Here is a 13771-nt window from a genome sequence, read left to right as displayed (position 1 = left end):
TTGGTTCTATTTGTCCTTCTTCTTGAAAATACTTTTTATCGATTTCCACAAGCCTTTCTTCTCTTCTTTTTTCTGTTCGGGATTCCGGGTTTCGTTCAGTTTTTCTTCTTTCGATTTTCCGGCAAAAAGCCTGTCGAGCAAGCCATCGCGGCGTTCCATTTCAAGCATTTCCCTGTAGGGTGGAATGTCTAAATCGGCCAGCAATTGGTTATCAAGGTTGGGGAATTGGGTATTTTTAAGGTTTTGGTAGCGCGAACTGCCGTATAGTTTATGATAAAACTTACCCACTATGGGTAGTGCCATGTAGGAGCCCTGCCCGTAAGTAATGGTGCGGAAATGAATTCCTGGTTCTTCTCCGCCAACCCAGCACCCTGTAACCAAATGCGGGGTTAAGCCCACAAACCATCCGTCGGAGTGGTTTTGTGTGGTGCCGGTTTTTCCTGCAAAATCGCCGGGGACTTTGTAAACTGTCCTGATTTTTGTGCCGGTCCCCTCATTTACAGCTGATTCCATCATGTGGGTAACTAACCGGCAGTTCACCGGATTTAACTCGGTTAGCTTGCCGGCAGGGCGCTTAAACTCTTCAAGCAATTTGTCTTTACTGTTCGAAATGGAAACAAGGTAATAAGGTTCAACCTGCATGCCGCGGTTCAAAATTGTAGCGTATGCCAACAGTAAATTTTTCAGGCTGATTGATGCCACACCCAAAGCCAGCGACGGAACCTTTGGCAGGTCTGATTTTATGCCCAGGTCGCGGACAGTTTCAATTACGTTGTTAATCCCGGCCTGCATTAACACATCTACTGCAATAGTGTTAACCGATTCAGAAAGCGCCCCTTCCATGGTGTAAAAACCGGTGTATTCGCCGTGGGAATTAGATGGCGACCAGTTATCGTAGTCTTCGTAAATTTTTTTCTCGTTGGGAATATACTCAAACGGGCTGACACCATTTTCGAGAGCGGCGAGGTAAACAAAAGGTTTAAAAGTTGAACCTGTCTGTCTTTCAGAAATGACATGATCGTATTGAAAGAATCGAAAATCGATTCCTCCCACCCAGGCTTTTAAAGCGCCCGAGGAAGGTTCGAGGGCCAGAAAACCGGCATTGAGGAAGCGCAGGTAATGTTTTATGGAATCGAGTGGTGTGGTTTCAACTTCCTGCAATCCATCCCATGTAAACAGGCGGGTGTTAATTTTTTGGTTGAAGGCAGCATCAATTTTTTCGTCGGAATAACCGGCTGCAACCAAACTTTTATACCGGTCCGAACGCCGGATGGCCCGTTCAAGAATTTGCGGATTGCCACGCCAGGGATCTGCATTTTTCCAGTGGTTATCGAACACATTTTGCAGGTTTTGCATGTATTCGGTTACCGATTGCCGGGCAAAATACTGGTAATCGTAGTTGATGGTTGTTTGTATCTTCAAACCGTCAGTATAAAGATTATACGGTTTCCCGTTTTCTTTCACATTATTGGCGCACCATTCCAGCAGTTCAGGTTTCAGCATTTCAATAAAATAGGGTGCCGGTCCTTCGTTATACGAAATCCGCCTGTAGTTAATTTCCAGGGGGAGTGTCATTAATGAGTCACCGGCAGCTTCCGAAAGGTATTCGTTTTTCACCATTTGGGCGATAACCACGTTGCGCCGCTGTTTCGATTTTTCGGGGTTAATACGCGGATTGTACCTGTTATTTGCCTTCAACATTCCAACCAGAACGGCTGCTTCATCAACTGTCAATTTGCCCGGGAGTTTATTGAAATACCGTTCGGCCGCCACTTCAATTCCAAAAATGTTTTCGCCAAAAGGAACAGTGTTTAAATAAAGCGTTAAAATTTCTTCCTTACTGTAAATGCGTTCCAGCCGGTAAGCAATAATGGCCTCGCGCAGTTTGTTTACCGGCAAGGAGAGTATTCCTACATCGTTGCGGGGGAACAGGTTTTTGGCTACCTGCTGGCTTAGTGTGCTTCCTCCTCCCGAACTTCGGTCTTGCAGTAAAATGGTTTTTACCAGCACCCGCATCAGCGCAATTTCATCAATCCCGCGGTGTTCGTAAAATCGTGCATCTTCAGTTGCAATTAGTGCGTTTATTACATTGGGCGAAATTTCATCGAAGCTTACATTGCTGCGGTTTTCAACATAGTAACGGCCAAGCAGTTTGCCCTCTTCTGAAAAAACTTCAGAGGCTTGCGGATTTATAATTTCGTTGAGCTGGCGTGTGGAAGGCACGTGCCCGGTAAAGCCAAAATAAACCAGCAGAAAAAAGAGAAAGAAAAGGATGAGCCCTACCGCTGCTGTTTTCAGGGTAACCATGAAAATGCGCCTTCCGGTGCTTTTCTTCTGTTTTTTTCTTCTTTTTTTCGCCGGAGTTTTTTTTACAACCGATTTATTTTTTGTTTTCTGTGTTGCCATGTTTTTTGAATAAAAGGCAAAATTATACATTATAACGGATAAATGGAACCGATGTTTTATGTTGTTGCTTTTTGAAAGGTAAATGGGGTGTTGGTTTTCAGTGATTTGCTTTTTTTATAAATTTGCTGGCCAAATAAAAAAGTGATGGAAATAAAAGGTTTTACTACACGGGCGCTGAATATTCCCTTTGCAAAAGCTGATCCGCACAACAGCCTGCAAATGCCGCTTTACGAATCGGTGGCTTTTGAGTTCGATTCGGCAGAACAAATTGAAGCCAGCTTTAAAGGAGAATATGCTGCCCACGTTTATTCGCGTTCATCGAACCCAACGGTGGAATATTTTGAGCAAAAACTGAAATCACTTACCAAAAGCCATGGAGTGCTGGCCGTGAGCTCGGGCATGGCAGCTGTTTCTAATACAATTATGGCTGTTGCCAACGCTGGTGAGAATATAATTTCGGGGCATCAATTGTTTGGTCACACTTATGCACTTTTAAGCCAATCGCTGCCCGGATTTGGTGTGGAAACCCGTTTTTCGGATTTAAAAAAGAAAGAGAAAATTGAAAAACTGATTGATGAAAACACCCGTGCCATCTATTTTGAAACAGTAACCAATCCGCAACTGGAAATTGCCGATATTGAAATGCTTGCCGAAATTGCCCGGAAACACGACCTGCTTTTAATTGCCGACAGTACTTTAACTCCGCCCAATACTTTCAATGCATCAAAATGGGGAGTAAACATCGAGGTTGTTTCCACCACAAAATACATTTCGGGCGGGGCCACTGCTTTTGGCGGGGCCATAATTGATCATGGCAATTTTAACTGGAATGAAAATCCCAACTTTTCAGCTTATACTGAAAAATTCGGGGACAATGCGTTTATCGCAAAACTTCGCAAAAATATTTACCGGAACACGGGTGGCAGTATGGCTCCGCAAACCGCCCGGTTTATGATTAATGGGCTCGATATTCTGGAACTTCGTGTTGAAAAATGCTACCGGAATTGCCTGGCGCTGGGTGCTTTTTTTCAGTCGCATCCCAAAGTGAAAGCGGTGGAGTATCCCGGGTTAAAATGTTCGAAAAAATTTGCACTGGCCAAAAAATACTTCAGTGGAGTTCCGGGTACTATTATGACTTTCGACCTGGAATCGAAAGAGGCCTGTTTTTCATTTATGAACAGGTTGGAAATCATCCGGCGGGCCACCAACCTGAACGACAACAAAACGCTGGTAATTCATCCGCACTCCACAATTTATGCTGAATTTTCGGAAACTGAACGCAGCGGGGCAGGCATTCGCGATACCATGCTGCGCCTTTCGGTGGGCATTGAAAATGTAGAGGATTTAATCACTGAAATTGAGCGGGCGCTGAACTGGTGAATTCAATTATCACTTGTTATTTTTCCACGCCACTTTTTGTTCCGGTTGGTTTGCCTTTCCCAGAATTTCCCTGTACAAATCCGGTCTTCTGGCTTTGACGTAACGGCTACCACCGGCCTTTTCCAGTTTCCAGGGAGTAATTGTTGTCGTAACCACCTCGTTGCCCAGTTCCCGGCACTCGGCAATTACATCACCAAAAGGATCGATAATCATGGAACATCCGTTTTTCAACTGGTCGTCGTCCATCCCAATGGGGTTGGCAAAAACGGCATAAATGGCATTGTCGTAAGCTCTTGCCGGTAGCCATTTCATCAACCATTCGCGTCCTTTCATGCCGTCAAATTCCAGCCGCAGCGAAGTGGGATCGTTTTCGCGGTTTTCCCAAAGCCTGGGGTCGCAAAATCCTGCGCCGGGTCGTGGCGACGGGGTGCACATGGTAACGTGGGGCATGAAAATAATATCGGCACCCAGCAGTTTGGTTGCCCGCACATTTTCAACAATGTTGTTGTCGTAGCAAATCAATATTCCGCATTTCCAGCCCATGAGATTAAAAACGGTGTATCCATTTCCGGGTGTGATGTGTGGATTAATAAACGGGTGGAGCTTGTGGTGATTGGCCACCAGTCCGTTTTTATCGACACACACGTAGGCTTTAAAAATATTGTCGTTTTCATCTTTCTCAAAAAGACCGGCAAGAATGGCCATGTCGTATTTTTGGGCAATCCGGGTAAGCTCAGCAATACTTTCGCCTTCCGGAACCGGTTCGGCCAAATCGAGCATTTGCTTTTTTGAAAGACGCTGCGCAAAAGTATAGCCGGTAATGGAACACTCGTGAAAGGCAATAACCTTCGAGCCTTCGGCTGCTGCTTTTTCGGTAAGCGATTCAATTACTGAAAGGTTATACTTTTTATCTCCGCTCTTATTTTCGAACTGGGCAGTGGAAATTTTCAGTTTGTCCATTTTGAATAGTTTGCATTTTGAGGGACTAATTTACATATTTTATTCAGCCCGGAGAGCCTGAACATATCAAATCCTACTTCTGTTCTTCAACAACAAACTGAGCTTTGCCCAGGCAAATTTCACCTTCTTCATTAATTCCTTCCACAAAAATTTTGTAAGTACCGGATTGATCCGAGGAAGAGAAAACGTATTCAACGGAATCATTTTTCAGTGATATTTCGGGCTCCCAAAACAATGTTGTCCGGTAGTCAGGTGTTTCCCAATTTTTATTTTCAGGCGTGTATTTTGGGACGTAAAATTTTTTTGCAGGAGCATATCCGGAAATGCTTTTTTCAATCATTCCTTTTACGGCACGTGCTGGAATATCTTTATCGCCGCGCCGTGTATAAATGGCAATTACCCCGTTTGAGCCCTCGGTGCCGAAAGTGGCCAGGTTTTGCGACGATTTCAGTATCTCCACTTTATCGATATCTCCCATGGGAATCGATTTCACTGTTTCAATTACGTGTTGATCCGGCTGCTCTTCCTCGTTGCTTCCCGGGCCAGTTCTGGCAGTGTTATTTCCTGTTAGCAAAGGAACACCGTCAATCAGAAACAGCGGGGTGGAATTTCCGTCGAAATTGCTGGTTCCTCTGATGCTAACCTGTTCGCTGTTAATATCGAGCCCGGGAACTTTTCCTGAAAGAAAATCCAGGATATTGCCCGACGATGCCTCATTTTGGGGAACCTGCACCACATGATCGGCATTTTCGTAGATCCGGAAATGGCTGTCGTTTTCCACCGGCGAACGAACCGGCTCAGAGGTGTGTAAACGTTCAGCTTTTGCCCGTTGTTTCGCATCAAACCTGTTCCATTCCTGAACGGCGGTGTATTTAATTCGATGCAAATCTGCAGGTACATCGGGGAACCCGGCTGCCTGCATCAAATCACTTTTTTGTGGTGTAATTTTTTTCAAAACCGGGTTCAGCATTATCGCTGTATTTTGACGTCCTTTTTCATTTTTTGCCTGAACGAGCACTTTTGCAGTGTCGTTAAAAACCAGTCCGGGGAATGTGAATTCTCCCGTTTTGCCGGTTGTATCAGTAAGGAAAGCCATTTCTGCATCTTTTTCAATAACAAGTGAAATTTCGCCTTCGTCGATAGGTTGGCCGGTAATCACATCTGTGGCCACGCCTTTCAGATCGATTCCCGCAGTTTGTTTAAACTCCAGCGGTTTGTTCATGGGAGGCACGTTGTTCCAGAAATAACTGCTCCATCCGCTGGTGAGCATCAGCAGCCTGAGTTTTGATTCGGAGGGCAAGCCGGCATCGGTAAAATAATCAGCTGACGGGCCTGCGAAACCATTTAATTCGGAATCGATTAAGAGCGATGATAAAATGTGCTGTGAAACGCCGCTTTCGGGGAACGCATTTTCATGAACCACGGTCAATGATAAATGGCCTTCTTTTTGGGCCGATGAAGAATTCTTCCCGGAAATATTCAGCTTTATTTCGCTTCTTTGTGCGTATGAAACCGAATCAGTTGTTACTTCCAATTCATTCATTTTGAAGTTTTTTGAGAAAAGCAATCTTTCTGAAACCGGTTTGAGATTGCTGTTTAACAATACCAGCCGGTTTATGCCACCTTTCAGCATTTTGCTGTCGAATTTAAGGACCTGGTCTTCAGTTTCAATTTTCACGGGGCGGTAAAAAAGTACTTCGCCCCTGTGCATATTGGCAATGTAAAATGTTTCGCCATTAAATTTACCGGAGTTTTCTTTGGTGTTGATAATGAGTTTGTTGCTGGTGTGGTTAATTAGCTGAATTTTTGTTCCTTCTGTTGAAACCAGGGAATCGAAACTGAAGCGAAAGGAAGGAAACCCATTGATTGTGGCGTGGTATGATTTTCCCCGCTCAGGTGTAAGGAAGAAAATTCCCATGCCCCGGTAGTCGGTTTTGAAATCAGTAACTGTTTCGCCTGTCTGGTCGATAACCGCACCGCTCGCATCAATTCCATATCCGTTTTTGTCAGTTATTTTAAAAGCAACCAGGTTGGAAGTGTTTTCGAGCAGAACGCCTCCTTCGGGCAGAAATGAAGCATCGGCCGCCATTTCGCGCGAGGCGGCTGAGCGTTCAATTCTGTCGATTGCCCTCAACGAGCCGGCCGGGTGTGCAATTTTTAACGGTTTTTGAAAAAAGGAAGCTTCGCCAAAATTGAGCAGGTAATTGGTAAAAGCCTGTAAAATGTAGCCTCCCTCTTTCAGCGTATCGGGGAGTGTGATGCCTGAATGTGACTGGCCGTTTAAACTTAACAAAATTGTTTCGGAAACGATGGCACCGCTTTCGTGCACAAGGTTGATGTAGATGTTTTCGGCTCCGGGGATGAGCTTTCCTGAGCGGCTGTCAGTCAGATAACTTTTAAACCGAATGGTTTCGCCGGTAAAATAAAATTCCCTGTCGGTGTGCAGGTAAATTTTTTCAACCGGTACTTTTTCGCTTGAGTCCACCCAGGTTTCAATACTCTGAGCCATTGTGCCTGTCAGGCTGCCCAGCACGAATAGTACAAACAGTGCAATTTTTGTTTTCATGAAAAAATTATTCAGCGTGAACCAAAGCTATTTACGTTTCTTGTTTCTTTAAGTTTAAGACAAATCAACTGGTTTTTTCCCTGAATTGCAGTGAGTAAAAGTTTAAAGCCGGTTTTTCCAGGTGGCTCACTCATCCGTATTTGTTTGAATAAATTCAAGATTTCTTTTCAGGCCTTTAAAACCTGTACGTTTAACTGCTGATTTTTTAAAGAGTTGATTAAACTGCGGTTTTTCCATTTTGTACCACTCTTCGCGGGTGAGTTCAAGTAGTTTTGGGGCGGGTTTCAGGTGTGGTTCGTCGTGTGGTTCGGGTTTCAGGTTCCAGGGGCAAACATCCTGGCAAATGTCGCAACCGAAAACCCGGTTTTCAAACTGTCCTTTCAGATTTTCGTCAAGGTCGCCTCTCAGTTCAATGGTTTGGTACGAAATGCATTTCCGGGCATCAATTACGCGATTGTCCACAATGGCGTTAGTGGGACAGGCATCGATACAGCGCGTGCAGTTTCCGCAATGGTCACTGACAATTTTGGGCTGGTCAAACGGGAGTTCGATGTCGAGAATGAGTTCACCGATAAAAAAGAAGCTGCCGTGTTCCACCGAAATCAGGTTGCTGTTTTTGCCTACCCATCCGAGGCCGGCCCGGCGTGCCCAGGCGCGCTCCAGCACCGGTGCCGAGTCCACAAACGGCCGTCCGTTGCAGGGGCCAAATTCATTGTTTATAAATTGCAGCAAACTTTTCAGCTTGTCTTTCATTACAAAATGGTAATCGGTGCCGTAAGCGTATTTTGAAATCACCGGGGCATCGGGGTCTTCCTGTGTTTTGTGGGTGTGGTAATTTTGAAGGACAATCAGGATGGATTTGGCATTCTCGAAAAGTAGTCGAGGGTTGAGGCGTTTTTCTTTGTTGCGTTCCATGTAGCCCATTTTGCCATTCATGTCGGCATCGAGCCAGTTCTGAAAATGCTCTTTTTCTTCAGTGAGCTCAGTAGCCGGGAGGATGACACAATCGAGAAATCCGAGCTCTTTAGCTTTCGATTTTATTTTTTCTGATATGTTATTTTGGTTTTGCATCTTCTTCCCATCCCTTTATCCCTAAGGGTTACGCAGTTCCCTTAGGGTATTTTTGTTGTTTTCTTTATTTTACTGTTCATCCAGATTTTTAATGAAATATTTTATCATATCTGGTTATTCAATTTTTTTTAAACCCTAAGGGAGTTTCGCAACCCTTAGGGTTTGCAACTAACGTAAATTAAACTTTTCCCTGTAAATATCATCCGCATTGCTTTTATGGTAAAAAATAAAATTTTCCCGGTTTTCAAACCATGATATTACCTCGTCCCGCTCAATCTTTGTAACTCCTTTTCCGATTATTGATTTGTATGAGCTGAATTTCCAGTTTTCCGGAGATGCACTGAAACCATGTTTCACGGGGTTGATATGAATATAAACAACAGCCATTTGTCGGTACTCTTCAGAATTAATAAGATTTCGATCAACCGACTGGCAAAATAAACCTCCCCTTGTTCCTCTTTTGTAGTTAATTTTTTTTGAATAGGTGTTTTGGGTATTTCCCCACTGGTGAGCGATATAATCGTTTTCATTTTTAAACTTTTCCGGGATTGTAATTTTTTTTATCCGAACCAGAAAGTGGAAATGATTAGGCATCAGTGAATAGGCATAAATGCCAGCAATTGGGAGTATATATTTTTCGATTAACTGGAGGAAAGTATTATAATCGGATTCTGAAGAAAATAAATTATCTTTTCCACGCGCATGGTTGAAAACATGATACCATCCTTCCTGTTCAAATGGTTCGCGCGGTGTTGACATTGTTTATTATTGTTTGAATTAGCTGCAATTAATTGCGAAACCCTAAGGGAGCTTCGCGACCCTTAGGGGTTTTTAAAAGAACCCCAATTCCAACCGGGCTTCCTCGCTCATCATCGACTTGTCCCACGGCGGATCGAAAGTTAAATCTACATTTACATCTTCGATTCCTTCAACGGCACGAACGGCTTGGGTAACATCGTCCATTAAAATATCCACCACCGGGCACCCGGGCGCGGTAAGTGTCATCACAATCTGGGCATGGTTGTTTTCATCCACATCCACGTTGTAAATCAGCCCTAAATCATAAATATTTACGGGTATCTCGGGGTCATAAACTTCTTTCAGGTTCTCTATTATCTGATCTATTCTTTTATCCATTTTGGGTTCCTCCTTCTTTTTCCATCCTGTCATAAGCAACAGCGTACAACCGGATTTGTTTTACCATGGCCAGCAGCCCGTTAGAGCGGGTGGGCGACAGGTGTTGCTTCAGTCCAAGATCGTCGATAAAATGTAATTCGTTCTCAATAATTTCTTTGGGTTTCCGGCCCGAAACAACTCGTAAAAGCAGCGCCACCAAACCTTTAACTATAACGGCATCGCTTTCGCCCCTGAAATAGATTTTCCCGTCCTTTTTTTCGGCCACGAGCCAAACCCGCGACTGGCAGCCTTTTATCAGGTTTTGGTCATTTTTTTCTTCCGGGGGAAGGTCCGCCAGTTCGTTCCCCAGTTCGATGAGGTACGAATATTTATCCATCCAGTCTTCGTAAACCGAAAATTCTTCAATTATGTCTTGTTGAACTTTTTCAATTGTCATATTTCAAATAAAAATGTGAAATTAAGGATACAAATGTCGGAAATTTTTATCTCCATACAAATTTATGCCGCATTTTGCCGGAATTGTTACCGATGTTTTAATTTATTCAGGGTCAGGGTTGTTTTGATATTTTTCGTGCGCGCATGCTAATGTAAAACAACTGAAAACTGTGGTAAATCATAATGGGCAGCAAAAAAATTCCTGCACCGGTGATACCGTTGAACAACACACTGGAAAACACCGAACCGTGCATCAGCGATTTTTTTGTTCCGGCAAATTGAAGTGTTATTCGATCTTCGCGTTGAAAATGCATTTTTCCTGCCAGCCATCCTGTGAAATTCAAAACAATAAAAAAAAGCAGGATAACTGCTGCGAAAAGTCCGCCAAGCGTCAGCCAGCTCACGGATGAAAATATTCCCGACATAAATGATCGGCTGAACGATTCGTAAACAATGAGCAGGATGATAATTTTATCGAATGTCGCCAGTTTGGACAGGTGACGGTTTACCCAGTGTACAAAATACGGATGCAATAACAGTCCGGCAACCACGGGAACTATAATTTGTGTGATGAGTTGAAGTAGTACATGTGAAAAGTCAAACCCGGTTGACTGGCTTGTTAGAAAAAGTCCCATCCAGAATGGGGTCATTACAATGCCAATAATGCCTGAAAGGCTCGCATTGAAAATGGCACCGGGAATGTTACCGCCCGCGATGGAAACCATTACCACCGAGGACGAAACTGTGGATGGAAGAGCTGCCAGAAAAAACATACCCATCCAGAAAATTTCAAGGTTGGTTGCTCTAAGCAGTGGATAAAATGGTAAAACAAGCAGCGGGAAAAGCAGGAATGTGGTGAGCTGGATGGCCACATGCATTTTCCAGTTGCTCATGCCGGTTTTCAGCCTGGCCGGGTCGAGTTTAAGGCCGTAAAAAAAGAAAATAAGTACTACCCCAATGTCGATGACCAACCCGAGATGAACCGGTTGAAGATTCATGCCAATGCCGGGTTTCAACCAGGCTGCCAAAATCATCATGAACAATCCGGAAATAAACCAGTCGGGTAAGCCCGCCTGAATGATTCTGTCGGGCAGGTACTTCTTCATTTTAAGCAAACATTTGCACCACTTTTTTCAGGGCATGTAAAAATTGGTCTATCTCTTCTTTGGTGTTGTACAGACCAAATGAAGCCCGCACAGTTCCGGGGATATTGTAATGCTGCATCACCGGGTCGGCACAGTGGTGACCGGTGCGAACAGCAATTCCCATTTTGTCGAGCATTGTTCCGAGGTCAAAAGAATGAACTCCTTCTATATTAAAGGAAATAACGCTTGATTTTTCGGGCGCTTCGCCGTAAATTGTCATCCCCTCAATTTCTTTTAGTCCGGCAGTGGCATATTCAAGTAATTCGTGCTCCCATTCCCAAATGTTTACAAGTCCGATATCCTGAAGCATATCGATGGAAGCCCCAAAAGCGATGACACTTGTTATGTTGGGCGTTCCGGCTTCAAACTTGAAAGGAATTTCGCTGAATGTTGTTTTGTCGAAAGAAACTTCAGCTATCATTTCGCCACCTCCCTGGTAGGGAGGCATTTCGGTGAGCCATTTTCGTTTTCCGTAAAGGACGCCCACTCCGTTGGGACCGTACATTTTATGGGCCGAAAAAGCATAGAAATCGGCATCGAGTTCCTGCACGTCCACCGGGATGTGCTGCACTGCCTGCGCTCCGTCGATAAAAACCGGAATGTTTTTGCTGTGGGCGGTTTCAATAATTTGTTTCACCGGGTTGATGGTGCCCAAAACATTGGAAACATGTGTTACAGCCACCAGTTTTGTTTTGGATGATATTAAATTCTGAAGGGCACCCGATTGCAATATGCCGGAATCGGAGAAAGGCAGTTTAACAATTTTGGCGCCTTTGTTTATAGCCTGTATTTGCCAGGGCACAATGTTGGAGTGATGCTCCATTTCAGAAACAATTATTTCGTCTCCTGATTTAATAAACTGTTCGCAAAACGATGCGGCCACCAGGTTGACACTTTCGGTGGTGCCTTTTGTGAAAATGATTTCTTCCCTTGCTCCGGCATTGATGAATTTTTGCACTTTGTCGCGTGTCTCCTCAAAATCGGCAGTGGATTTGTCGGCCATGTAGTGTGCTGCCCGGTGAATGTTTCCGTAATAATCGTTATGAAGCTTTTCCTGAGCCATTAACACTTTAACCGTTTTTTGGGTGGTAGCTGCATTATCCAGATATACCAGCGGTTTGTTGTAAACCTGCTGTTTTAAAACCGGGAAATAGCTCCTTATTTTGTTGATGTCGTAGTTCATCGTATAAAAATTTAACTGGGTTTAAAGGTAGAAAAACCATCTTTAAAAAAAGAAACCCGCAATTTCCGATGTGGTATAAAGGAAGCTGCGGGCTATTATTTTTTGCGCGGTGCAGTACTTCAGCACTCGCAGTTATAGGCGCATTCGTGGCAGCGTGCCACTTCACCTTTCAGTCGTTTGTCCACCAGCTCGTCAATACGGTCGCGCAGTGGCTCTACTTTTATTTGCTGAATGACTTCGTGCGCAAACGCGTTCATCATCATTAGTCGTGCTTTTTTATCGTCAATTCCGCGGGCCCTTAAATAGAACAGCGCTTCCTCGTCGATTTGTCCCACTGTGGCACCGTGGCTGCATTTTACATCATCGGCATCGATAATGAGCTGTGGCTTGGTTTGCATGGTGGCACTGTCGGTAAGCAACAAATTGTTGTTTCGCTGAAATGCGTTGGTTTTTTGTGCATCGCGAACAACGTGGATGCGACCGGCAAATGCTCCGGTGGATTCATCGTCGAGCACATTTTTATACACCTGGTTGCTCATGCAGTTCGGTTTGGCGTGGATAACCTGCGTGAAATTATCGACATGCTGCTTGCGATCGATAAAGGCCATTCCAAACAAATTGGCTTCTGCATTTTCACCATTAAGAATAAATTTCAGGTTGTTTCTGATCAATCCACCGTGAAGCGAAGAATTTAGCGTTGTTGCTGTTGAGTCTTTTTCCTGGTGAATGAAAACCGAATTTAAACTTGTGGTTTTGTTGTGCTGGTTTTGCAGAGAGTAGTATTCCAAGTGCGCATTGGCCCCCAAAAAGATTTCAGTCACTGAGTTGCTCAGGTATGAATTCAAATTCAGGGTGTGATCACACATAATCATTTTCACATCGGCGCCTTCTTCAATATAAACAAAGTTGCGCTGTGTTGAAAAGGCATCTTTGTCGGCCTGCAGGAAATTAATCAGCTGAATGGGCTTCTCTATTTTAGTGTTTTTGGGCACATATAAAAAATAGCCGTCTTTGGCGAATGTTGTGTTTAGAGCAACCAAAGGGTCTTCTTCGGTATTTGCCAGCTGGGCATATTTTTCGAGCAGCTCCGGCTTCTCAATGGCAATTTTTTCAAGGCTTTCAAGAATTACACCTTCGGGCAGCTGCCCCACCGAACGGTTTTCTTCGTAATACCAGCCGTTAAAAATAAATGCCAGGTGGGTATCCAACTGTGGGACATCGCACCGGAAAGCCTGGTTCAAATCCAATTCAGTTTTTTCCCGCTGATGGATGAATTTATAATCGGGCGAAAACTGTGGCTGCAGGTTGGTGTATTTGTAATTTTCGTTCTTACGAGTGGGGATGCCCTGCATTACAAAATCCTGAAAAGCTTTGTTCCTTTTGCTGTTCAGAATATCCGAAGAACCTTCAGTCAGAAGATCTTTTACATCGTTGTAGTGCCCTGTATATTTTAGTGATAAATCTGCTTTTTCTACCAATACACTCATG

The 13771-nt window shown here is 44.1% G+C and carries 11 protein-coding genes; 1 reads left to right on the top strand and 10 read right to left on the bottom strand.

What is annotated here, in order from left to right:
* Positions 1–6: 6 nt before the first annotated feature.
* Complete coding sequence (locus tag BUC07_RS00755) at positions 7–2406, bottom strand: transglycosylase domain-containing protein (RefSeq protein WP_073164365.1); 2400 nt, start codon at positions 2404–2406, stop codon at positions 7–9.
* A 144-nt stretch (positions 2407–2550) separates the two neighbouring features.
* Here BUC07_RS00755 and BUC07_RS00750 point away from each other — a divergent pair, with 144 nt between their 5' ends.
* Entirely contained in the window at positions 2551–3786 is a 1236-nt protein-coding gene (locus BUC07_RS00750) for an aminotransferase class I/II-fold pyridoxal phosphate-dependent enzyme (protein WP_073164072.1), read from the top strand.
* Between the two features lie 9 nt (positions 3787–3795).
* Here BUC07_RS00750 and BUC07_RS00745 read toward each other — a convergent pair whose 3' ends face one another.
* From BUC07_RS00745 to sufD, 9 genes are all read right to left on the bottom strand, one after another.
* The gene (locus tag BUC07_RS00745; RefSeq protein WP_073164069.1) at positions 3796–4746 is read right to left on the bottom strand and encodes a nitrilase family protein; all 951 of its coding nucleotides are present in this window, start codon (positions 4744–4746) and stop codon (positions 3796–3798) included.
* Positions 4747–4819: 73 nt separating this feature from the next.
* Positions 4820–7312, bottom strand: a complete 2493-nt coding sequence (locus tag BUC07_RS00740) for a TonB-dependent receptor plug domain-containing protein (protein WP_073164066.1) — start codon at positions 7310–7312, stop codon at positions 4820–4822.
* Between the two features lie 126 nt (positions 7313–7438).
* Positions 7439–8383, bottom strand: coding sequence for a tRNA epoxyqueuosine(34) reductase QueG (queG, locus tag BUC07_RS00735; RefSeq protein ID WP_073164063.1), 945 nt, complete (start codon positions 8381–8383; stop codon positions 7439–7441).
* Between the two features lie 168 nt (positions 8384–8551).
* The gene (locus BUC07_RS00730; protein WP_073164060.1) at positions 8552–9142 is read right to left on the bottom strand and encodes a hypothetical protein; all 591 of its coding nucleotides are present in this window, start codon (positions 9140–9142) and stop codon (positions 8552–8554) included.
* Positions 9143–9214: 72 nt separating this feature from the next.
* Positions 9215–9520 (bottom strand): SUF system Fe-S cluster assembly protein, encoded by a 306-nt coding sequence (locus tag BUC07_RS00725; protein ID WP_073164057.1) that lies wholly within the window; start codon positions 9518–9520, stop codon positions 9215–9217.
* Positions 9513–9956, bottom strand: coding sequence for a SufE family protein (locus BUC07_RS00720; protein WP_073164054.1), 444 nt, complete (start codon positions 9954–9956; stop codon positions 9513–9515). Before BUC07_RS00720 ends, BUC07_RS00725 begins: the two co-directional genes overlap by 8 nt.
* 112 nt (positions 9957–10068) lie before the next feature.
* The gene (locus BUC07_RS00715) at positions 10069–11061 is read right to left on the bottom strand and encodes a bile acid:sodium symporter family protein (protein ID WP_073164051.1); all 993 of its coding nucleotides are present in this window, start codon (positions 11059–11061) and stop codon (positions 10069–10071) included.
* 1 nt (position 11062) lies between these two features.
* Positions 11063–12283, bottom strand: a complete 1221-nt coding sequence (locus BUC07_RS00710) for an aminotransferase class V-fold PLP-dependent enzyme (RefSeq protein ID WP_073164048.1) — start codon at positions 12281–12283, stop codon at positions 11063–11065.
* 119 nt (positions 12284–12402) lie between these two features.
* Positions 12403–13770: a Fe-S cluster assembly protein SufD gene (sufD, locus tag BUC07_RS00705; protein WP_073164045.1), complete on the bottom strand. Its 1368-nt coding sequence runs from the start codon at positions 13768–13770 to the stop codon at positions 12403–12405.
* Position 13771: the final 1 nt, after the last annotated feature.

This window comes from Tangfeifania diversioriginum (assembly GCF_900141875.1).
Taxonomy (GTDB): domain Bacteria; phylum Bacteroidota; class Bacteroidia; order Bacteroidales; family Prolixibacteraceae; genus Tangfeifania; species Tangfeifania diversioriginum.
This window is presented reverse-complemented; position numbering and strand designations above follow the sequence as displayed.

What these genes read in the sequence shown, in the direction of transcription:
- BUC07_RS00755 (WP_073164365.1), bottom strand. Translation starts at nt 2,406, where the DNA reads ATGGCAACACAGAAAACAAAAAATAAATCGGTTGTAAAAAAAACTCCG.
- BUC07_RS00750 (WP_073164072.1), top strand. Translation starts at nt 2,551, where the DNA reads ATGGAAATAAAAGGTTTTACTACACGGGCGCTGAATATTCCCTTTGCA.
- BUC07_RS00745 (WP_073164069.1), bottom strand. Translation starts at nt 4,746, where the DNA reads ATGGACAAACTGAAAATTTCCACTGCCCAGTTCGAAAATAAGAGCGGA.
- BUC07_RS00740 (WP_073164066.1), bottom strand. Translation starts at nt 7,312, where the DNA reads ATGAAAACAAAAATTGCACTGTTTGTACTATTCGTGCTGGGCAGCCTG.
- queG (WP_073164063.1), bottom strand. Translation starts at nt 8,383, where the DNA reads ATGCAAAACCAAAATAACATATCAGAAAAAATAAAATCGAAAGCTAAA.
- BUC07_RS00730 (WP_073164060.1), bottom strand. Translation starts at nt 9,142, where the DNA reads ATGTCAACACCGCGCGAACCATTTGAACAGGAAGGATGGTATCATGTT.
- BUC07_RS00725 (WP_073164057.1), bottom strand. Translation starts at nt 9,520, where the DNA reads ATGGATAAAAGAATAGATCAGATAATAGAGAACCTGAAAGAAGTTTAT.
- BUC07_RS00720 (WP_073164054.1), bottom strand. Translation starts at nt 9,956, where the DNA reads ATGACAATTGAAAAAGTTCAACAAGACATAATTGAAGAATTTTCGGTT.
- BUC07_RS00715 (WP_073164051.1), bottom strand. Translation starts at nt 11,061, where the DNA reads ATGAAGAAGTACCTGCCCGACAGAATCATTCAGGCGGGCTTACCCGAC.
- BUC07_RS00710 (WP_073164048.1), bottom strand. Translation starts at nt 12,283, where the DNA reads ATGAACTACGACATCAACAAAATAAGGAGCTATTTCCCGGTTTTAAAA.
- sufD (WP_073164045.1), bottom strand. Translation starts at nt 13,770, where the DNA reads ATGAGTGTATTGGTAGAAAAAGCAGATTTATCACTAAAATATACAGGG.